At 58.4% G+C, this 19,072-nt stretch carries 32 protein-coding genes and 1 tRNA gene; 24 read left to right on the top strand and 9 right to left on the bottom strand.

Annotation, left to right across the window (positions count from 1 at the left end):
- Positions 1-109: 109 nt before the first annotated feature.
- From KI242_RS11055 to KI242_RS10995, 13 genes are all read left to right on the top strand, one after another.
- The gene (locus tag KI242_RS11055) at positions 110-313 is read left to right on the top strand and encodes a hypothetical protein (RefSeq protein ID WP_212806113.1); all 204 of its coding nucleotides are present in this window, start codon (positions 110-112) and stop codon (positions 311-313) included.
- A gap of 59 nt (positions 314-372) precedes the next feature.
- Positions 373-513, top strand: a complete 141-nt coding sequence (locus tag KI242_RS11050; RefSeq protein WP_212806112.1) for a hypothetical protein — start codon at positions 373-375, stop codon at positions 511-513.
- Between the two features lie 646 nt (positions 514-1,159).
- Entirely contained in the window at positions 1,160-1,432 is a 273-nt protein-coding gene (locus KI242_RS11045; protein WP_212806111.1) for a hypothetical protein, read from the top strand.
- A 451-nt stretch (positions 1,433-1,883) separates the two neighbouring features.
- Entirely contained in the window at positions 1,884-2,294 is a 411-nt protein-coding gene (locus KI242_RS11040) for a hypothetical protein (protein ID WP_212806110.1), read from the top strand.
- Positions 2,291-2,494 (top strand): hypothetical protein, encoded by a 204-nt coding sequence (locus KI242_RS11035; RefSeq protein ID WP_212806109.1) that lies wholly within the window; start codon positions 2,291-2,293, stop codon positions 2,492-2,494. Before KI242_RS11040 ends, KI242_RS11035 begins: the two co-directional genes overlap by 4 nt.
- Positions 2,491-2,634, top strand: coding sequence for a hypothetical protein (locus KI242_RS11030; protein WP_210692879.1), 144 nt, complete (start codon positions 2,491-2,493; stop codon positions 2,632-2,634). Before KI242_RS11035 ends, KI242_RS11030 begins: the two co-directional genes overlap by 4 nt.
- The gene (locus KI242_RS31730) at positions 2,631-2,819 is read left to right on the top strand and encodes a hypothetical protein (protein WP_244868176.1); all 189 of its coding nucleotides are present in this window, start codon (positions 2,631-2,633) and stop codon (positions 2,817-2,819) included. The genes KI242_RS11030 and KI242_RS31730 overlap by 4 nt, the downstream gene beginning before the upstream one ends.
- Positions 2,820-3,135: 316 nt before the next feature.
- Entirely contained in the window at positions 3,136-3,894 is a 759-nt protein-coding gene (locus KI242_RS11020) for an ERF family protein (RefSeq protein ID WP_212806108.1), read from the top strand.
- Entirely contained in the window at positions 3,891-4,658 is a 768-nt protein-coding gene (locus tag KI242_RS11015) for a lambda exonuclease family protein (RefSeq protein WP_212806107.1), read from the top strand. The genes KI242_RS11020 and KI242_RS11015 overlap by 4 nt, the downstream gene beginning before the upstream one ends.
- Entirely contained in the window at positions 4,655-4,900 is a 246-nt protein-coding gene (locus KI242_RS11010) for a hypothetical protein (protein WP_212806106.1), read from the top strand. Before KI242_RS11015 ends, KI242_RS11010 begins: the two co-directional genes overlap by 4 nt.
- Positions 4,897-5,358 carry a hypothetical protein gene (locus KI242_RS11005; protein WP_212806105.1) on the top strand — a complete coding sequence of 154 codons (462 nt, stop codon included), beginning with the start codon at positions 4,897-4,899 and terminating at the stop codon, positions 5,356-5,358. Before KI242_RS11010 ends, KI242_RS11005 begins: the two co-directional genes overlap by 4 nt.
- A 72-nt stretch (positions 5,359-5,430) precedes the next feature.
- Positions 5,431-5,745 (top strand): hypothetical protein, encoded by a 315-nt coding sequence (locus KI242_RS11000; protein WP_212806104.1) that lies wholly within the window; start codon positions 5,431-5,433, stop codon positions 5,743-5,745.
- Positions 5,746-6,143: 398 nt separating this feature from the next.
- Positions 6,144-8,078, top strand: a complete 1,935-nt coding sequence (locus KI242_RS10995) for a DNA cytosine methyltransferase (protein ID WP_212806103.1) — start codon at positions 6,144-6,146, stop codon at positions 8,076-8,078.
- Here KI242_RS10995 and KI242_RS10990 read toward each other — a convergent pair.
- Positions 8,075-8,305 (bottom strand): hypothetical protein, encoded by a 231-nt coding sequence (locus KI242_RS10990; protein ID WP_078468668.1) that lies wholly within the window; start codon positions 8,303-8,305, stop codon positions 8,075-8,077. The genes KI242_RS10995 and KI242_RS10990 overlap by 4 nt on opposite strands.
- A gap of 137 nt (positions 8,306-8,442) precedes the next feature.
- Positions 8,443-9,063 (bottom strand): hypothetical protein, encoded by a 621-nt coding sequence (locus KI242_RS10985; RefSeq protein ID WP_227454139.1) that lies wholly within the window; start codon positions 9,061-9,063, stop codon positions 8,443-8,445.
- A gap of 163 nt (positions 9,064-9,226) precedes the next feature.
- Here KI242_RS10985 and KI242_RS10980 point away from each other — a divergent pair, with 163 nt between their 5' ends.
- The 11 genes from KI242_RS10980 to KI242_RS10935 all read left to right on the top strand — a co-directional run bounded on the left by KI242_RS10980 (position 9,227) and on the right by KI242_RS10935 (position 14,038).
- The gene (locus KI242_RS10980) at positions 9,227-9,673 is read left to right on the top strand and encodes a hypothetical protein (RefSeq protein WP_212806102.1); all 447 of its coding nucleotides are present in this window, start codon (positions 9,227-9,229) and stop codon (positions 9,671-9,673) included.
- Between the two features lie 55 nt (positions 9,674-9,728).
- Positions 9,729-9,920 carry a hypothetical protein gene (locus KI242_RS10975; RefSeq protein WP_041118615.1) on the top strand — a complete coding sequence of 64 codons (192 nt, stop codon included), beginning with the start codon at positions 9,729-9,731 and terminating at the stop codon, positions 9,918-9,920.
- The gene (locus KI242_RS10970) at positions 9,917-10,213 is read left to right on the top strand and encodes a hypothetical protein (RefSeq protein ID WP_212806101.1); all 297 of its coding nucleotides are present in this window, start codon (positions 9,917-9,919) and stop codon (positions 10,211-10,213) included. Before KI242_RS10975 ends, KI242_RS10970 begins: the two co-directional genes overlap by 4 nt.
- A 175-nt stretch (positions 10,214-10,388) precedes the next feature.
- A complete protein-coding gene (locus KI242_RS10965; protein WP_212806100.1) occupies positions 10,389-10,769 on the top strand; it encodes a hypothetical protein in 381 nt (126 codons plus the stop codon).
- A 38-nt stretch (positions 10,770-10,807) separates the two neighbouring features.
- Complete coding sequence (locus KI242_RS10960) at positions 10,808-11,011, top strand: hypothetical protein (protein ID WP_212806099.1); 204 nt, start codon at positions 10,808-10,810, stop codon at positions 11,009-11,011.
- Positions 11,001-11,225 carry a hypothetical protein gene (locus KI242_RS10955; RefSeq protein ID WP_210692866.1) on the top strand — a complete coding sequence of 75 codons (225 nt, stop codon included), beginning with the start codon at positions 11,001-11,003 and terminating at the stop codon, positions 11,223-11,225. The genes KI242_RS10960 and KI242_RS10955 overlap by 11 nt, the downstream gene beginning before the upstream one ends.
- Entirely contained in the window at positions 11,222-11,476 is a 255-nt protein-coding gene (locus tag KI242_RS10950) for a hypothetical protein (protein WP_212806098.1), read from the top strand. The genes KI242_RS10955 and KI242_RS10950 overlap by 4 nt, the downstream gene beginning before the upstream one ends.
- A gap of 169 nt (positions 11,477-11,645) precedes the next feature.
- Positions 11,646-11,843 carry a hypothetical protein gene (locus KI242_RS10945; RefSeq protein ID WP_212806097.1) on the top strand — a complete coding sequence of 66 codons (198 nt, stop codon included), beginning with the start codon at positions 11,646-11,648 and terminating at the stop codon, positions 11,841-11,843.
- Complete coding sequence (locus tag KI242_RS10940; protein WP_212806407.1) at positions 11,840-12,484, top strand: hypothetical protein; 645 nt, start codon at positions 11,840-11,842, stop codon at positions 12,482-12,484. The genes KI242_RS10945 and KI242_RS10940 overlap by 4 nt, the downstream gene beginning before the upstream one ends.
- 85 nt (positions 12,485-12,569) lie before the next feature.
- Positions 12,570-12,986 (top strand): hypothetical protein, encoded by a 417-nt coding sequence (locus KI242_RS31725; RefSeq protein ID WP_244868175.1) that lies wholly within the window; start codon positions 12,570-12,572, stop codon positions 12,984-12,986.
- Positions 12,887-14,038 (top strand): tyrosine-type recombinase/integrase, encoded by a 1,152-nt coding sequence (locus tag KI242_RS10935; protein ID WP_244868215.1) that lies wholly within the window; start codon positions 12,887-12,889, stop codon positions 14,036-14,038. The genes KI242_RS31725 and KI242_RS10935 overlap by 100 nt, the downstream gene beginning before the upstream one ends.
- An 82-nt stretch (positions 14,039-14,120) precedes the next feature.
- On the opposite strand, the gene KI242_RS10930 is transcribed toward KI242_RS10935, so the two are convergent.
- The 7 genes from KI242_RS10930 to rpmI form a co-directional block, all read right to left on the bottom strand.
- Positions 14,121-14,197, bottom strand: a tRNA-Pro gene (locus KI242_RS10930).
- A gap of 88 nt (positions 14,198-14,285) precedes the next feature.
- A complete protein-coding gene (locus KI242_RS10925; RefSeq protein WP_007920509.1) occupies positions 14,286-14,642 on the bottom strand; it encodes a MerR family transcriptional regulator in 357 nt (118 codons plus the stop codon).
- Positions 14,623-14,925, bottom strand: a complete 303-nt coding sequence (gene ihfA, locus KI242_RS10920; protein ID WP_002553164.1) for an integration host factor subunit alpha — start codon at positions 14,923-14,925, stop codon at positions 14,623-14,625. Before ihfA ends, KI242_RS10925 begins: the two co-directional genes overlap by 20 nt.
- Before the next feature lie 3 nt (positions 14,926-14,928).
- A complete protein-coding gene (pheT, locus tag KI242_RS10915) occupies positions 14,929-17,307 on the bottom strand; it encodes a phenylalanine--tRNA ligase subunit beta (RefSeq protein ID WP_161467172.1) in 2,379 nt (792 codons plus the stop codon).
- Between the two features lie 35 nt (positions 17,308-17,342).
- The gene (pheS, locus tag KI242_RS10910) at positions 17,343-18,359 is read right to left on the bottom strand and encodes a phenylalanine--tRNA ligase subunit alpha (RefSeq protein ID WP_152686078.1); all 1,017 of its coding nucleotides are present in this window, start codon (positions 18,357-18,359) and stop codon (positions 17,343-17,345) included.
- Between the two features lie 110 nt (positions 18,360-18,469).
- The gene (rplT, locus tag KI242_RS10905) at positions 18,470-18,826 is read right to left on the bottom strand and encodes a 50S ribosomal protein L20 (RefSeq protein WP_011060418.1); all 357 of its coding nucleotides are present in this window, start codon (positions 18,824-18,826) and stop codon (positions 18,470-18,472) included.
- Between the two features lie 30 nt (positions 18,827-18,856).
- Positions 18,857-19,051 (bottom strand): 50S ribosomal protein L35, encoded by a 195-nt coding sequence (gene rpmI, locus KI242_RS10900; RefSeq protein ID WP_002553160.1) that lies wholly within the window; start codon positions 19,049-19,051, stop codon positions 18,857-18,859.
- Positions 19,052-19,072 lie beyond the last annotated feature (21 nt).

The raw sequence follows: 19,072 nt of genomic DNA, 5'->3' as shown, positions 1-19,072 counted from the left end.
GCTGCTCGCGGTGACAGCTAGAGGGGTGCTGATTCACCCCTCTTCCTGGTTTTACAAATGCCTCTCAAACCCCGGGAGGCATTCGAAAGCCACGAACGGAGATTGAACAATGCTCACGAAAAACGACATTCCTCGCCTCCGCTCTGAGGCAAAACGCTTTCGCAGCTACGCCAAGCTCGCCCGCGAAGAATCGGCGCAGTGCAAAGAGCGCTGCGACTGGGTGGGCAAGTTGAAGGCTGATGGTCGCGTTACAGAGTACGTACGCACTGCCCAAGACATGGATAGAGCGATCAAAACCCTTAAAGCAGCATGACAATTTCACTGGCTGGCCTTCGACGAGGGCCAGACGGGAAACCAACCGGAGCAACAGCCATGACCAAACAGCAGCTGATCAAGAAAGCCCGCGAGTACAACCACTACCTGGTGGCGCATATCCGCGCCGGCCGTACCTGGGCCGCCGACCTGGCAGCCGACACCCGCGATGCCTGCATGGCCGAAGCGCGCCGGGCCTGAACAACCAGCACCAGGCCGCATCGGGGTGTGATTTGTGGATCGGTTCGACGGTATGAAGGCCGGTATCGCCACAGATACGCAGCGCAAGGCGACGGGCGCCCGGTAGCCAAGCGCGTAAGTCTTCCAGGTTCGATTCCTGGGCAGATCACACCCCGATGCGGAAGCCAACCCCGCGCATGCGGGACACCTGCATCACCGGCGCCGAGCGGTGAAATACCGACACGACTCGTTTGTGGGTCACGCGCCGGTCCTCAACGAGTAGCGGCGTCTTCGGGGCGCCAACGCTCACACCACCCGCTGGAGAACACCATGCTCCTACTGTTCCTGATCGGCGCAGCGCTTTGTGATGTGCGGCCAGAACCGCCAATTGAGGCAACGCTGCCAACCGGTCCACTGCGTACCTTCCGCGAGCCCTGGCGATGTACTGAGGGTCAGCTTGTGTTCTGGCACTGGCTGCCCCGACCCAAATACCTGGATCTCATAGAAGCAACACCCTAAAGCGGCATCTGAGAAAGCCCCGAACGTCCAACGGGGCTTTCCTTTCCCGACACCACCCGCATGCACTTAACCCCGCGCCCAACGGCAACCAGCGGAGCGAATGAGTGCATCCGAGTTTTGTTGGATCAACCAAACACTGGAGGTCGCCATGAGCGATATCAAGCCGATCTACGCAAATAGTCGTGATGGTGGCGACACCTACCGCATGTTGAACCTGATTCATGCCATGGCTGGAATGCTGGCAAACGAGCCGAAGAAGCACTTCACCCTGTCTCGTACAAACAGCGACCCAGTATATGGCCCGATCACTACCGTCTGGACCAATGGGGTTATCGATATCGAGGCGAGGACCTGGAAGGATCAGGAGCCGGCTTACCACGAATACTCGATGACGCGAGTAGTCACCCAGCCCACCGAGTAACCCGCCATGCGCAACAAATACCCCGGCACATGCTACCGGTGCGGACAGCGCGTAGAGGCTGGCCAGGGCCACTTTGAGCGTCACGCCGGTGGCTGGCGCACTCAGCATGCCGACTGCGCGATAAAGGCCAGACAGGCCAAGCAGGACAAACGATAACGAAACCCAGGAGGCACCCATGGCTGCCACAGCCGAATACGCATGCCTGTGCTGCAAGCAACCATTTATCGCTCGCACAGCAGACCGTAAGCGAGGCTGGGCCAGGTACTGCTCCAAATCATGCAAAGCCATGAGGCACGAGCGCCGTACAGGCCAGCACGCAGCATATCAAGAGCGCCGGCAGCGTCGATCTGACGGCCATGAAGGTGGCGAGTTCACCGATGCCCACCTGTTCAGCAACGAAGATCACGACTGCAGCAAGTCAGACTACTGACCCGCCACTTTGGAGGCGACCATGCAAACAGCAACTCAGATTTGCCAGGAACGTTACGACGCCATGCTGCCTCCTGAGCCGGTTGATACCGAGGAAGCTGAGCGCGTATGGGTCGACAACGCGGCCTATGACCTGCTGGACGGGCAAGACGTGAAGTTCCAGCGCCGCATGCGTAGTCCTCAGGGTGTGACGCATGAGCAGTTCGCCCAGGCCGTGGATGAGCATGTGATGGCCAGCGTAAACAGCCCGTCGGTGATCGGCCGGCTGATCCTGGCCGCGGTACGCAGAGATACATCAGACGCCCAGGGCGCTGCTATAGAGGCTATCTGCGCCCCAGACCCAAAGGAAGCACTCCGCGAGATTGCACGCATCCTCCTTCGCCCTCTCGCTGCTGATGGCCTGATTGCTCAGGCCGAGGATGACGAGCTATGAACAATCACACAATCGCTGTGAAAGCCATTGAGGCAGTAATCGAAACGATGCTGCTCCCAGGCGCCGGCGAGATCGAAGAAGCCAAAGCAGAAACGACAATCGTCAACTACTTCTCGATCCTCATCATCAATGCAGAAGAGTTCAAACACTACTGTGAGCGCGTTCGGCGAATAGTTGAGCGCCGCAAGGAGGCAGCATGACCATCATCGCCGGATCGTTCAAAGGACTAACCGAATCCCTGCAAATGCAGGGGTTTTCGTTTCTGGGGGATGTGAACTGGATCAAGCAGCCGGCTCGCGTTCGTGGGATGTGGCGCTGCTGTGTGGAGGTGAAGGCATGAGCTACTCTCGCACCGACTACTACGCCGAGGGGCTTTCTGAGGCCTTTGACGAGCACGGCGTAACTGCTACGCCTGAGCAGATCCGCGCTATCGCAGAGGATGTTGTGTTGTGGACAGAGAACATCGGCATGGCCTTTTACTCGCCCCCAGCTTCAGATCGGCTCAACGATATTGAGCGCGAATAGAAAGGAAAGTTTGATGCTCTCCAACGTGAGTTTGAGACGTATCAGGAGCATGCAGAAACCGCTGTGAAGCGGGCTCTTCGCCAAGATAGAGATGCGCGGGTCACCATCGGTCGATATGGCGAAGTAACCAGGCATGACGGCAGATCGGAGCGGATCCTGTGACCTCACGCCAGCGCACCAGGCGTCTCGCCTACTGGCGCGGCTCCCTCCCCGTTCTACTCCTTTTCTCACTTCTGATGCTGCTCGGCGCTCTTGCTGATCGCGTCACGTCCTAAATCATCGATGGCGCCCCTCTCCGGTGGCGCGGAGAGTAATCATGTCTACAGTAGCAACGGTTGAGCGCAACACACAGCCAGCGGTCATAGGCGAGGCGGCAACCATCCTCAGCGTCATTCAACGTGCTGCAGCTGACCCTCAGTGCGATATCGAAAAGATGGAGCGCTTGATGGCCATGCATGAGCGCATGCAGGCCAAGCAAGCCGAAACCGAATTCAACGCCGCCCTGTCCCGCGTACAGGGTGAAATGGGCCGCATCGCTGCCGACGCTACCAATAGCCAGACGCGCAGCCAGTACGCAACCTACGGGAAGCTCGACAGCTCATTGCGCCCTAAGTACACCAAGGAAGGTTTCTCGCTTTCATTTGGGACCGAGCCTGCATCGGAAGGAATGGTTGGCATGGTGTGCTTCGTGAGTCATATCGGCGGCCACACCCGCGAATATCGTGCTCACGTTCCCTCTGATGGCAAGGGCGCCAAGGGCGGCGATGTGATGACCAAGACCCACGCCTTTGGTTCTGGTACCTCCTACGGCATGCGCTACCTGCTGAAGATGATCTTCAACGTTGCGATCGGGGAAGAAGACGACGACGGAAATGGTGCCGGCGGTGAAGCCTTCCGCAACGCGATCATCGATGACCTGACATCAAAGGTCGCGGCAGCAACAGACAAGGTGGCACTACAAGAGGCCTGGCAGCACGGTCTGAAGGTTTTGCACGCAGCGAAGGATGCAGTAGGTGCCGAAGAGTTACGCGGCGCGGTCAATAAGCGCAAGGCTGAACTGGAGAACGCAACATGATCTTGATCAATTGCGAACAGGGAAGCCCAGAGTGGCACCAGGCCAGAGCCGGCTGCATCACCGCCAGCATGTTCAGCGTGGCACGTGCCAAGGTTGGAGGCCTAGACGACAAGCAGCAGATATATGTCGCTGCTGTCCAGGCAGGCATGACCGAAAAGGATGCAATGTCAGAGGCTGGCTACAAGGCCGCGCCCAAGGCTGAATCTGTACGCCTGGCACTGGCCGGCAAGCCAGTAGGCCAGCCATCTGAGACAGCCATGAATTACGCTTTCGGCCTGGCGGTTGAACGGATCAGCGGCACACCTCTGGATAACGGTTTTGAAATCTGGCAGATGAAACGCGGCCATGAGCTGGAGCCAATGGCCAGGATGGAGCATGAACTGCAAACAGGTCTGATGGTCCAGCGCGCCGGGTTCGTTACGACCGACGATGGCGCATTCGGCGCAAGTGCCGACGGCCTGATCGGTGAAGACGGGGGTAGCGAATACAAGTGCTTCCTGGCACCTGAGAAACTTAGAGCCTTCCATATCGACAATGACGCCAGCGGCATCATGGATCAAGTACAGGGCTGCATGTGGATTACTGGCCGCAAATTTTGGCACGTCGGCATGTATTGCCCAGCTCTTGAGCCCGTTGGCCGGCAGCTCTGGTGGCGCGAATTCAAGCGTGACGACGACTACATCGAAAAGCTCGAGGAAGACCTCTGGCAGTTCAAGCTGCTGGTGGATGGCTACGAGGCCAAGCTGAGGAGTGACGCAGCATGATCAGCAACCACACAACCCTGATCGATCAGAAGCGCCAGAGCGCTGCGGACCTATCAGCACACATCGAGCGGTTCCTTGCTGCAGACGGGCAGATCCAAATCCTGGAGAGCGCCCCTTTCAACCCAATCCCGCCAATTCGCTCCAAGCACATAGACCCTGAAACGGTCCTCAAACGCAAGCCGAAGGGCCTAACCCTGGCCGAGCGCCGGGCCCTCAAGCGCATGGCGGACGCGCTGCTATGAAGACTCGCAAACCCAACAATGCCCGTACCAGGGTTGAGCGCGCATGCCGGGCCCTCGTCCGCACCAACCACGTTGCCGTGGTGAACATCGACCCCAGCGGCCGGCAGGGAATGATCAACTACAAGTCACTCAAGAACATTGCGCCCGGGAAGATCGGGCAGGCCGTGTGCGAGATCACTCACCGCTGGACGATATTCCTAAGCGCCTTGTGCGATGACCATGCCGGCAAGCGTTACCTGAAGTACATGGAGGCGGCGCCGGACGGCATGTATCTATCCGACCATCTGGAGGAAGTCATCGAACATTGCTATCGAGAGATCCGCGACAGCGCAAACCCGATGCACATGGTGGCATCGGGCTGGATTGCGATACCTGACGTGGTTTCGCTCGACGAGGCCCAGGCCTACAAGATCTTCGAAGCCGTCGGCGCCTGGAACCAAGTCAAGGTAGCAGCGTGAGACGTTTCAGAACCCAACAACGAAAACGGCAAACCTGGCTGGATATGCCAGCCAGCGGCATAGAGGCACACCATGGCTGCAGCTCAGAAAGAACGCTCAGCAAAGACCGCGGCGAAGCGAAAGAGCCGCGGCGAAGAGGAATTGCGGTTACACACGATGGCCGGCACCCGCCAAGCACTGGCTGACCTGATGGCCTGGAGCGGCATCGAGGAACAGGGCGAGGCGATCACACTGATGATTCACCACCTTCACGGCCTTGGCCCGGGCGGCGCCCTTCCACTGCTAACTCCGCCGCCGCGACACGCGTACGTGATACCAGAAAACGTGTCGCGGAAATTGAAGCTTGCCTTCGACCGCGAGGCGCTGCGCATCGGTCACGATGATTGATCAAGACATGTGGTGCTGGGGATTCCGCAGGCGCTCCTTGATCGTCCACAGATCTGGCTGCGTACCCGTCGAAAGGAAAATCAAAAGGTGAGTACTACACAGAAGGCGAACGCGCTCTTCCGTGAGATTGGTATGACTCGCTATTGCACGGGTTGATCTGAAGTCAGGAGAGCCAGCTAATTTGGACTCGCTCTCCATCCATCGATAAATAGCGTCCGAATCGCGACGGTTTGACCACGTCGACCCCGCCTTCTGAACCACCAGAACCAACAGCGCGCCAGCCACACCGGAAAACAACTCGCTCCAAACAGACATCTTTCCTCCTGGTTCCGGCTCCATGCCGGGCCGAACACAAATACCCCACTTCTACGAATCACGCCAGCCGGCGAGGATCTTCTATGTCCGCACAACAGAAGAAACACCCCTTCGACTTCAAAACCCAGTATGGGCTTGGCTTCAGTACTCAGGACGATGAGATCGTTGTCGACTTCTTCTGCGGGGGTGGCGGCGCTGGTACTGGCCTGGAAATGGGCCTGGGCCGCGCGGTGAACGTCGCGAAGAACCACAGCCCTGCAGCGATCAGCATGCACACCGTGAATCACCCGGGCGCCGTGCACTACACCACCGACGTGTTCGACGGTGATCCGGACACCGAATGCGGCGGCAAGGCCGTAGGCTGGTTTCACATGTCGCCGGACTGCACACACCACAGTCAGGCCGCTGGTGGCCAGCCACGCAAGCGCGAGATCCGAAACCTTTCGTGGATCGGTTTGAAATGGGCCGGCAAGAAGAAGCCCCGGGTGATCAGCCTGGAGAACGTGAAACAGATCCTGCAGTGGGGCCCCCTCGTTGCAAAGCGCGACAAAGCCACCGGGCGGGTAGTGAAACTGGGTGGCAGCGTGGCAGCTCCTGGTGAGGTTGTGCCGGTCCACCAGCAGTTCCTGGTGCCAGATCCAGCCCGGCGCGGGCAAACCTGGGCCGTGTTCGTCGCCGAGCTGCAACGCCTTGGCTATGCCGTCGAGTGGCGCGTGATCAAGGCGTGCGACTTCGGCGCACCGACCAGCCGGGAACGCCTGTTCATGATCGCCCGCTGCGACGGCCAGCCCATCGTGTGGCCAGAGCCAACCCATGCCAAGAACCCGGCCAAAGGCCAGAAGAAGTGGCGCACCGCCGCCGAGTGCATCGACTGGACCATCCCGAGCAAAAGCATCTTCGACCGGCCCAAGCCTCTGGCGCCAGCCACCCTGCGGCGAATCGCCAAGGGCATGAAGAAATTCGTCCTCGATGCTGCTGACCCGTTCATCGTGCCGATTGCGAACTGGTCCGGCGACAGCGTGCAGTCAGCCCATGAACCGCTGCGGACCGTGACGTCCTGGCCCCGTGGCGGTTCATTCGCGATGGCAAGCCCGATCATCGCACCGGCCACGCACCAGGGCAGCGTTCGCATCAACGACCCTGCCGCCCCGCTGCCGACTGTGACCTGCGCGAATCGCGGCGAGCTGACGCTGATCAGTCCAACACTCATCCAAACCGGATACGGCGAGCGCACTGGCCAGGAACCCAGAGTGCCTGGCCTTGGCCAGCCGCTGGGCACCGTTGTTGCCGGCGGCGTCAAACACGCCATAGCCGGCGCTGTGCTGGTGGGTACTGGCGGCCCTGAGTACTCCGGCAAGCCGGCGCCAATTGACCAGCCTGCCGGCACCCTGATGACTCAGAACCACCGTTCAGTGGTGACTGCGCTCATGGCCCAGATGAATGGCGGCTTCAACACCACGCATGCCAAAAGCGTCGAAGCCCCAATGACCACGGTTACCAACACAGGCAGCCAGCAACAGCTGGTGACGGCAAACCTGCTGCACCTGCGCGGCAACTGTGATGCGAAGGATTGCGACGAGCCGTTGCACACCGTCAGCGCCGCCGGCACCCACCACGGGGTTGTTGAGTACCACCTGGCGCCCGAGCATGAGAAGGGGGCGCTGCGTGTCGCGGCGTTCCTGATCAGCTACTACGGCACCGAGAACGTGAGCGGCGCCAACGAGCCAGCCCCAACAGTCACAACCAAGGATCGCCTGGGCCTGGTCACCGTCACGATTAAGGGAACACCGTATGTAATCGTCGATATCTGCCTGCGGATGCTGCAACCCTCAGAGCTGTACAAGGCTCAGGGCTTCCCCGACGACTACATCATCAGCCACGGTGCAGACGGACAGCCATTCACAAAGACCCAGCAGGTGCACATGTGCGGCAACAGCGTCAGCCCACCGCCGATGGCGGCACTGGCGCGGGCCAATGACCCGTGGCGCGTTACTGAACGGGTATCGGAGGCGGCTTAAGCCCTGCCGGCTACCAGCTTGGCACCCAGCTCTCGGCCGGCTACCTGCGCCAGGCCACGGTCAACGTAGGTGCGATCACCCGCAACAACCGGCACCACCACTTCGCCGCCCCGCTTCACTTCGACGTTGATCCGCCAGGTCTCCCGGCCCTCTTCGTCCTTCTCGCACTCCATGTAGTTCCAGAGCTGAAAGCCTTCGTGCTCATCATAAATATCGTGCTTTGTCATGGGCTTGCTCGTTTGAGTGAGGCGCCATCGTAGCACCCACCGCCTGGGCCTGGCCCGGCAAGGAATGCCGTATGACTAATGAATACCTGATGGGGCCGACCAATAGTGCGGTAGCTCAGACTGGCTATAGGCTGCTTTCAGTCGTCGAGATCCGTCAGCTCGCACATTCGCTCTCCTACCATTCCACGCAACCACGCACCATGAAACTCAATATTTTCGAGAGAAGTACCGTCCCCTAGACGATACCCAAAAACCTTGCCCTTCGCTCCGCGATACGCGACGTGAAAATGTCCATCATGAGCAGACGAATTCATCACATAAGGGCAAATGTAGATGATTTCGCTAAACGGGACGCGTACTTCAATGGGGCTTCGACAACGACGGGTTATGGTGAGGGTCAGCAACTGCTGATTTTCGTCGAACGTGAAGGCCTGCACTTGAGGCTCAGAGACAACCCACGCAAAGAACGCACCAATGAAAACTGTAAAGGCCAGCATTGACAGCATGAAGAATGACGGTGTCAGGCTATCGCCATTGTCAAGCTGCACACCCTGAATGACGTCCGGCCCGGTGAAAAGGAGCGGCGCCAGCCCGTAGGCCGGTAAAAGCAGAATCAGCGCAAGAGAGAAGCCAAAAACGCCCATACCATTGCTTCCGATAATGGGTATTTCGGGGCCGTAATACCAAATAGGCGGGTGGGCAGTACTTACCTTGCCAGCATTTGTTGCTGCGGCATTAGCTGGTGTTTGATGATTCATTTGGCCGTCTCGAGAGATTGCAGCGCAGACGTTACCACTACTACTGGACAGTCTGGAAACGGATCACGGGCCCTTCTCATCGCGCTCCGCACTTCGATTACTCGCGTCACCCGCAATAACCTCCCCTTCAAAGTCAGCCGCTATAGCGGCCAAGGACGAAGTCATGCCTGAAGAAATGAAGAAAGCGTGGCCAGACCACTACCGCTACATCGACACAATCGGGCCAGACGGCCTTGAGGTCCACTGCATCACCTACCAGGTGATTGGCGAAACCGCACAGTGCTACTACATCGGCGACAAACACACCTGCGACCTCGTCAAAGGCCCGCAATACAGCTGGACCGCCGACGCAGTGAAGAAGCGCCGCAAGCGCGTACTGAAGGACGGTGGCAACTGGGGGCGTCGCTTCGCTTACACCGACAAGGTGCTGGCTTTGCGCTCGTACAAAGCACGCAAGTCCTGGCAGATTCGGCATGCCCAGTTGTCGCTGGAGCGCGCCCAGGCAGCTATCGGGTACTTCGGCAATCTTGAAGTCGAAAGCACGATTCCAGCCGAGGCGGTGACCATCCCTAACGACTATATCCAGGGCTTGAACTGGGGGAATTACTAATGATCCTCCCCGCCCTGCTCTACCTCGCATGGAACATCTACACGGGGCCAAGGCCATGAACAGGTTCTTTCGCAGAAAGGCCGAGGCCTGGTTGATCAGGCTGGCAGCATGGATCTTGATTGGTCGCAACGTCGCCCGTTGCAAGGTCGTATCCCGCCGCGACAACAACGACATGTGGGGAATGGCTGAGAGCCTGGAAGGGATCGCCGACCGCATCAGCAGCGGCTACAAGGAGCCAAGGCCATGACGCACAAATGCTACCGGCTCGACCCGAGTGTAAAAGCCATCACCGACCTAGTGACCGATGAGCAAGTGCAGAACTCGTTTCAGGGCACCAACTTCGGGCACACTGATTACCGGGGCCTGCTGGCCCAGGGCTGTATCAAGGCGCTGGCCGGCTGGCACCAAGGCCACACACTGACCTGCATCCTGGAAGAGCTGCGACTGATCAGCTGGAACAGACAGACCGGAAAGATCAAGGTTACGGCCAAAGGTCGCCACTATATTTGGCTTGCCTTCAAAGGGCGGCCGGGAGTTTGACCGCGAATGTAGTTCGCCCGGCCCGGGTAGCAGTCAGCCAGGGTAGTAGGCAAGACATAGACCGGGCGAACCCAGAGACAGTGCCACGGCGCAACGCCGGCGGCGATCAGCACCATCTGAAACACCCCACTCAACAATCGGAAAGCCTGCCGGCGATGGCGGGCGAGGAATTTGTATGCCCGAAATCAAATGCGAATACGGCCATACCCAGAGCATCGGGACCGATGCCTGGGTCGCCACCCTAACCCTGGACCAGATGCGCTACGCCCGTGACCAGATGGCCGAGAAGATCAAGGCGGCCGAGGCACAGCCAAAGCGCACCGTGTGGCGGGTAAGCAACGGCACCATCTGCGAGGGGAATTACCGCGAGGAGGACTTCGAGAAAGCAGTTGACCACCTGCTGCGGATCTACAAAGGCGAATTCATGAAGGCCGTGCCGGACTGGATCAAAAAGCCGTTCGGCTATCTGGTATTCGAGCGCCAGCTGCCGAGCCTGACCCCGGAGCTGGTTACCCAGCTCGAATACGACACCGAATGGTTCCCCGCCAAGCCCTAACCCAACTTCTGCCGCCACGCGCGGCATGGAGCGATCCTATGTCCCTCATCGAAATTCAAGAAGGCCGCAAGTTTGCGGCAGAGATGCTGATGCAGCCGTCTCACTTGCCGCGGGCAATGTTCGACGAACGTGGGCCGGTCGAAACGATGGCCTGCAACCTGGAGCTTTCAGCGCAGAGCCGGCCTGCAGATTACGCCCGAGGAATCCGGCAAGTCATCGAGGTGGCCCGCCATGCTCATTGATATCCACGAAGTAAGGCTGGACGGCGGTCTGGGTCGCCTCTACGACGCAATCGACCGCATCCCAGAACAGCGCCGCTCCGGCCTCTGGGTCGAGTTCGACGGCGAGTCATTCCCGGTAAAGACCGGGATCAGGAATTTCATCGTGCTTACGACTGAGCGGCTGCAAGAGGTCGAGCGTCGGCGCAAGGGTAAGAAGGAAGGAGCTGCGGTATGAGCGACAAGATGCGGGAAGAGTTTGAAGAGGCATTTCATCAGGCTCGATGCCAGGGAATTTGCACCGCTGAAGATAGATCTGTTGCATGGGCTTTCTTTGCTGCATCCCGCGAATCGCTGGTGGTGGAGCTTCCTGACGCGATTGTCGGGGCTCGTCGCTATCAGCATGCGGAGGCAGCTTTTGCTCACAAAGAAGGTATCGATGAATGCCGTGCTGCCATCGAATCCCTGGGCCTGAGGGTGAAGCCATGAGTCTGTGGACAGTAGCACGCTGGCCCAGTGGAACGTGGGATACCGGAGGGTCACCGAACGATCCCGACTATGCGGAGTGCGAGGTGTTCCAGGTGGAAGCCAAGAGCCGCGATGAAGCGAAGAAAAAGGCCCAGGCCATGCGCAGGGCCGCCACGAGAAGGAGCAAGCCATGAGCCGATATCCATACACGGAAGCCTACGACGCACTACGTGCCCGGACCGAATGGAAGCCAGGTCAAGGTATCACCTTCAGCCGCTCTGAGGCTGCCCAGGTGTGCCAGTACATCGCTGATGCGCTTGGCATGGATAAGGAAGAGCTGGTCAAGAAGATTGCCGATCATTCACGAGCGCTGGAGGTTGGTCCATGAGCGAAATCACAAGAGGCGTGATCAGCATGCCATTTGAGATGGCTATGGGAAGCGAGTTGTCGCGCCGACAGTTCCATTCAATTGCCCAGTCGTTACTAATCGAGCGCGACCTTTTGTTGTTGTGCGTCAATAAGTGGGAAGAGGCTGCTATACAGCGTGAAGCTGATCGCGACCAGCTCCGCGCCGAACTCGCAGGCCTGCGCACCGGCTTCGACGCGCAGAACAAGGTCATTGAAGACCTTGAACGAGCACGTATCGCTGGCTTCGATGAATATGATTTCTCCCTGCTTAAGGGGCGCAAGGGTGACCAGAAAGTTTTCGAGATCACCATCGAAACTGAGTGCGGATGCGACATCGAAGAAGGCGAGTACACCGTCCGAATCACTCATCTGCTGGGTAACTGGCTTGGCTCTGATGACTTTGGCCTTATCGAAGAAGCGGTTGCCGAGATAATCGCTGACCTCAATTTGCCCGAAGAGGGACACACCGCCTTCATCGCATACGAGTCTGGCGAATGCCAGGATGTTTTCTGGACCAAGTGGTTTGAGATCGCGACTGTTTCTTCGGTATTGCCACTGCCAGACGCCGCCATGGGCAAAGGGGTCAACCCGAAATCGCAACAGTCCCCGACCATCAAGTAGCAAGCCACCTTTCATAAAGGCCGCATAGCGCGGTACTCCCCCCCCTAAATCAATCCACCCGGCAACGGCGTGGCGAGGAGTTTCTATGGCCAACACAAAGTTAGCTCCGGTCCTAGAGACCGCACCGCGCTTCATCCGGGCAAAGCATGCGCCCGCCTACCTCGGCATGTGTCGAGCAATTTTCGACGGCACTGTCCGCCCACACGTCCGCGAATTCCCCATTGGGAAACAAGGCGTTGCCTTCGACCGTCACGAACTCGACCAGTGGGCAGATGCATACATCGAGGCCATGGCAATTGAAAAGGCAGCGAATCAGGACAACAATCGCCCCCGCAGCGAGCGCCATGCCGGGGCCACAGGAGCAACGTCATGGCCCAAAAAGCAATCACCGGCCTCCAGCAAATGCCGAACGGCATCTGGAAGATCGACAAAAAGTACAGAGGAGAACGAATTCAAGAGAGTACTGGCACTTGTGACCGCGCCGAAGCAGAGCAGTATCTGATCCACAAGCTGGAGCAATTGCGCCAACAGAAGGTCTACGGAGTGAGACGGGTCAGGACCTGGCGGGAGGCTGCGACTCGTTTCCTGCTCGAGGTGAAGGACCAGGCCTCTATCCACATTTCGGCAACGTACATGGAGCAGCTTGACCCGTTCATTGGCGATATGCCGCTGACACACATAGATGACGATGCGCTAGCGCCATACATCCAGTCGAAGCTGAATCCTGCGGTGGGGAAGCCGGTCACCAACCGAACCGTGAACATCGCTCTTCAACGGGTCATCCGTGTGCTGAACCTCTGTGCGCGGAAATGGCGGGATGAGGAGCGCCGGCCGCTGCTCGACGTGGTGCCGATGATTTCACTGCTTGATGAGCGAACGAACAGCCGGAAGCCCTACCCACTTTCGTGGGAAGAGCAATCGATCCTGTTCGCCGAGCTGCCGGCTCACCTCCAGACCATGGCAATGTTCAAGGTCAACACGGGGTGCCGGGAGCAGGAGGTGTGCAAGCTCCAGTGGAATTGGGAGATTGCGGTGCCGGAACTGGGTACAAGCGTCTTTCTGATACCCGCGGGCTTTGGCGGCAGAAGCGCCAGATCTGGCGTGAAGAACCGAGACGAGCGTCTGGTAGTTTTGAATGACGTGGCCAAGTCGGTGATCGAGAAGCAGCGCGGAAAGCACCCGCTCTACGTGTTCCCGTTTGGCAAGCCTGATGGCGAGGGGAATGAAACAACGGTTCACCGCATGAATGACTCTGCCTGGAAGAAGGCCAGGATCAGGGCGGCGAAGAAGTGGCAGGAGAAGTTCCTGCGGCCGGCGCACGATGGCTTTGCCAGGATCCGCATTCACGACCTGAAGCACACCTTTGGGAGAAGGCTACGCGCTGCAGGAGTGACAGAGGAAGATCGGAAAGCGCTACTCGGCCACAAGAACGGAAGCATCACCAGTCACTACTCGGCAGCAGAACTGGATCAGCTCATTGAGGCGGCAAACAAGGTATCAGCAACTGACTCGCGTGCACCAGCGCTGACGATTTTGAAAAGGAGGGAGGCATGAAGAAAAAGGCCAGGGTCACTTGGAAAGTCACTATGGCAGAAACAACAAAGCCGCTCGAAAGCGGCTAAGTCATTGAATAATATGGTCGGGACGGAGTGATTCGAACACTCGACCCCTAGCACCCCATGCTAGTGCGCTACCGGACTGCGCTACGCCCCGACTAGGCGTGAAATCTGTTTCACTTCTCAGGAAACGTTGAGGAATATACCGCAAGCTTTTGAAAAGTGGAAGTATTTAAAACAGAGAATTACTTTTTTAGCACCACAAGCACATCTTCCAGCTCAGAGATCATCTGACGGATCAGTTGCTTGTACTGGGTCGTATCGTCTTTGGCCTCATCACCGGAAAGACGCAGACGCGCCCCGCCGATGGTGAACCCCTGGTCATAAAGCAACGCGCGGATCTGCCGGATCATCAGCACATCCTGGCGCTGATAATACCGGCGATTTCCGCGGCGCTTGACGGGGTTGAGTTGAGGAAACTCCTGCTCCCAATAACGCAGCACATGCGGCTTGACCGCACAGAGCTCACTGACTTCACCAATGGTGAAGTAGCGCTTGCCCGGAATGACCGGGAGCTCGTCGTTATGACTTGGTTCCAGCATAAGCCTCAACTCGGGCCTTCAACTTCTGCCCTGGACGAAAGGTGACCACACGGCGCGCCGTGATCGGGATTTCTTCACCCGTTTTCGGGTTGCGGCCAGGACGCTGGCGTTTATCCCGAAGGTCGAAGTTACCGAAACCGGACAATTTGACCTGTTCGTTATCTTCGAGAGCGTGCCTGATTTCTTCAAAGAATAGCTCGACCAATTCCTTGGCCTCGCGTTTATTCAGGCCTAGCTCTTCGTAGAGACGTTCGGCCATTTCAGCTTTCGTCAGAGCCCCCATACGTCACTTCCTTAACGTGGCGTTCAACCTTTGTTCGAGCGAGGTGAGGATATTTTGCGTCGTAGAGTTCACCTCATCGTCGTTAAGAGTGCGCGATGGATGCTGCCAGGTCAAGCCGACGGCAAGGCTTTTTCTATGAGGATCAATGCCTTTACCCTGATAGACGTCAAACAGCCTGAGGTCTGTCAGCCACTCACCTGCATTTTCACGGATTACGTCCAGAACGGCGCTGGCCGCCACGTCACGATCCGCCAGCAATGCCAGGTCGCGACGCACTTCCGGGAAGCGCGACAGCTCATGGAACTTCGGCAAACGCCCTTGAGCCACTTCACTCAGGACCAGTTCAAACACATAGACAGGGCGGTCCAGGCCGAGATTCTTCGCCAGCTCTGGGTGAATGGCCCCCAGGAAACCGACTTCACGACCGTCACGCTCGATGCGAGCCGTCTGACCAGGATGAAGCGCTGGATGCTTGCCCGGCACAAAGGTGAATGCATCAAGAGCACCGGCAAAACCCAGTACCGCTTCGACATCCGCCTTGACGTCGAAGAAGTCCACGCCATCGCGACCTTGCGCCCAGCCTTCAGGCAAGCGGCTGCCACATACAACACCTGCCAGCATCGGCTGCTGCTTCAAACCTTCCAGCTGACCAACAAAACGCAGGCCGCTTTCAAACATGCGGACACGGTCCTGCTGACGGTTCAGGTTGTGCTGAAGCGCCTTGACCAGGCCCGGCCACAGAGAGGAACGCATGGCTGCCATGTCGGCCGAAATCGGATTGGCCAGCAACAGCGGTTCGACGCCTGGGTTGAACAGTTCGAACAGCTTCGGATCGATGAAGCTGTAGGTGATCGCTTCCTGATAACCACGAGCAACCAGCAAACGACGCAAAGCAGGCAGGTCACCCTCGGCCTCGGCCTTGGCTTGAGGCGCCAGACGAGCCTGCGGATAGCGAACCGGAAGACGGTTGTAACCATAAAGACGTGCCAGTTCTTCGATCAGGTCAACCTCAAGACTGATATCGAAGCGATGGCTCGGCACCTCAACACGCCACTGCCCTGCCCCATCGGCAGTTACAGTCAGGCCCAGGGCGGTGAGCAAACGCTCTACCTCAAGGCCGTCGATTTCCATGCCCAGCATCTGAGTGATGCGTTCAGCGCGCAAGGTGACAGGCGCAACGGATGGCAGATGCTGCTCGCTGAGCGTTTCAATGATCGGCCCCGCGTCGCCGCCCGTGATTTCCAGCAGCAAGCCAGTAGCCCGCTCCATGGCTTCGCGAGCAAGCTGCCAGTCCACACCACGCTCATAGCGATGGGAAGCATCGGTATGCAGGCCATAGGAGCGTGCCTTGCCAGCAACCGCGATCTGGTCGAAGAAGGCACTTTCCAGAAATACGTCACGGGTATTGGCGGCGACGCCACTGTGCTCCCCCCCCATCACGCCGGCAATCGCCAGGGCTCGGGTATGGTCGGCAATCACCAGGGTATCGCTGCGCAGGGTCACTTCCTGACCGTCGAGCAATACCAGCTTCTCGCCCTCTTCAGCCATTCGTACACGGATGCCGCCATTGATCTCGGCGAGATCGAAGGCATGCAGCGGCTGGCCCAGTTCGAGCATCACGTAGTTGGTGATGTCCACTGCAGCATCGATACTGCGCACATCGGCGCGACGCAGGCGCTCGACCATCCACAGCGGAGTAGGCTTGGACAGGTCGACATTGCGGACGACACGCCCCAGGTAACGTGGGCAGGCAGCCGGAGCCAGCACTTCCACTGGACGCACCTCGTCATGCGCCGCAGGAATCGCCGGCACTTCCGGACGCTGCACCTTGGCCGCGTACAAGGCACCCACTTCACGGGCCATGCCGGCCAGGGACAGGCAGTCCCCGCGGTTAGGGGTCAGGTCGACCTCGATGCTGGCATCGTCCAGGCTCAGGTAAGTGCGAACGTCCTCACCCACCGGCGCATCGACCGGCAACTCCATGAGGCCGTCATTGCCCTCACCGATTTGCAGCTCAGCCTGGGAGCACAGCATGCCGTTGGATTCCACTCCACGCAGCTTGGCCTTCTTGATCTTGAAGTCGCCCGGCAACTGGGCACCGATCATGGCGAACGGGACCTTCAGGCCCGGGCGCACGTTCGGCGCGCCGCAGACAACCTGGAAGGTTTCCGAACCATTGCTGACCTGGCAAACGCGCAGCTTGTCGGCATCCGGGTGCTGCTCGGTGCTCAACACCTCGCCCACTACCACGCCACTGAAATCACCGGCGGCCGGCGTTACGCTGTCGACCTCAAGACCGGCCATCGATAGACGGGCTACCAGCTCGTCACGACTTACCTGCGGGCTAACCCAGCCGCGCAGCCATTGTTCACTGAATTTCATCCTGCTCTCCTAATAGATTCGTTACGGACGCGCGACTAGCGAAATTGCGCAAGGAACCGCAAGTCGTTGTCGAAGAACAGGCGCAAGTCATTGACACCGTAACGCAGCATGGCCAGACGCTCGGCGCCCATGCCGAAGGCAAAGCCCTGGAACTCTTCCGGATCGATCCCGGACATACGCAGCACGTTCGGATGAACCATGCCGCATCCCATGACTTCCAGCCAGCCAGTCTGCTTGCAGACCCGGCAGCCTTTACCGGCGCACATCACGCATTCCATATCGACTTCGGCGGAAGGCTCGGTGAACGGGAAGTACGAAGGACGGAAACGCACCGCCAGTTCCTTCTCGAAGAACACCCGCAGGAACTCTTCGATCGTGCCCTTCAGGTCGGCGAAATTGATGTCACGATCGACCAGCAGGCCTTCGACCTGGTGAAACATCGGCGAGTGAGTGATATCGGAGTCGCTACGGTACACACGGCCTGGGCAGACAATGCGAATCGGCGGCTGCTGCGACTCCATGGTGCGGACCTGTACCGGTGAGGTATGGGTGCGCAACAACATGTTCGCGTTGAAATAGAAGGTGTCGTGCATCGACCGGGCCGGGTGGTGGCCTGGGATGTTGAGCGCTTCAAAGTTGTGATAGTCGTCTTCAACCTCAGGGCCTTCGGCGATGCCGTAGCCAATATGAGTGAAGAACTGTTCGATACGCTCCAGGGTCCGCGTAATCGGGTGCAGACCGCCCGAGGTCTGGCCACGGCCCGGCAGAGTGACGTCAATGCACTCGGCGGCGAGCTTGGCGCTGAGTTCCGCCTCCTCGAAAGCCGCTTTGCGAGCATTGAGAACCTCTGTTACACGCTCCTTGGCAACGTTGATCAGCGCACCGACTTGCGGACGCTCTTCGGCAGGCAGGTTGCCCAGGGTCTTCATCACCTGAGTCAGCTCGCCCTTCTTGCCAAGGAAGTGAACCCGGATCTGTTCCAGGGCATTGATGTCTTCAGCGTGTTGCACGGCCTCAAGTGCTTGAGAAACCAGCGCATCCAGGTTTTCCATGTACAGACTCCAGATACAAAATAGGGGAAGAGCTTGAAGGCTCTTCCCCTATTTATGACGTTTAACATCTGGGCTCACGAAAGGTGAGCCCGGATGACTGTCGGGGGTACTTAAGCCAAGGTGGCTTTAGCTTTCTCGACAATCGCAGCAAACGCCGCTTTTTCGTTCACTGCCAGATCAGCCAGAACCTTACGGTCGATCTCGATGGACGCCTTTTTCAGGCCAGCGATCAGACGGCTGTACGACAGGCCGTTATTACGAGCACCAGCGTTGATACGAGCAATCCACAGAGCGCGGAACTGACGTTTTTTCTGACGACGGTCACGGTAGGCGTATTGGCCTGCCTTGATTACCGCTTGCTTGGCAACACGGAATACGCGCGAGCGAGCGCCGTAGTAGCCTTTAGCAAGTTTCAGAATTTTTTTGTGACGTTTACGGGCAATGACGCCACGCTTTACACGAGCCATGAGTTACTTCCTCTATTCTTGATCCAAAAATTAACGAAGGCGCAGCATGCGCTCGACTTTTGCCACGTCAGACGGATGCAGCAAGCTGCTACCGCGCAGTTGACGCTTACGCTTGGTCGACATTTTGGTCAGGATGTGGCTCTTGAAAGCGTGCTTGTGCTTGATACCGTTAGCAGTTTTCAGAAACCGCTTAGCAGCACCACTTTTGGTTTTCATCTTTGGCATGTTCGGATACTCCGCATTCAG

It is taken from the genome of Pseudomonas sp. Eqa60 (assembly GCF_018326405.1).
Lineage (GTDB): Bacteria > Pseudomonadota > Gammaproteobacteria > Pseudomonadales > Pseudomonadaceae > Aquipseudomonas > Aquipseudomonas protegens.
Note: the sequence above shows the minus strand (reverse complement) of the source record. Positions and strands in the feature narration are given on the sequence as shown.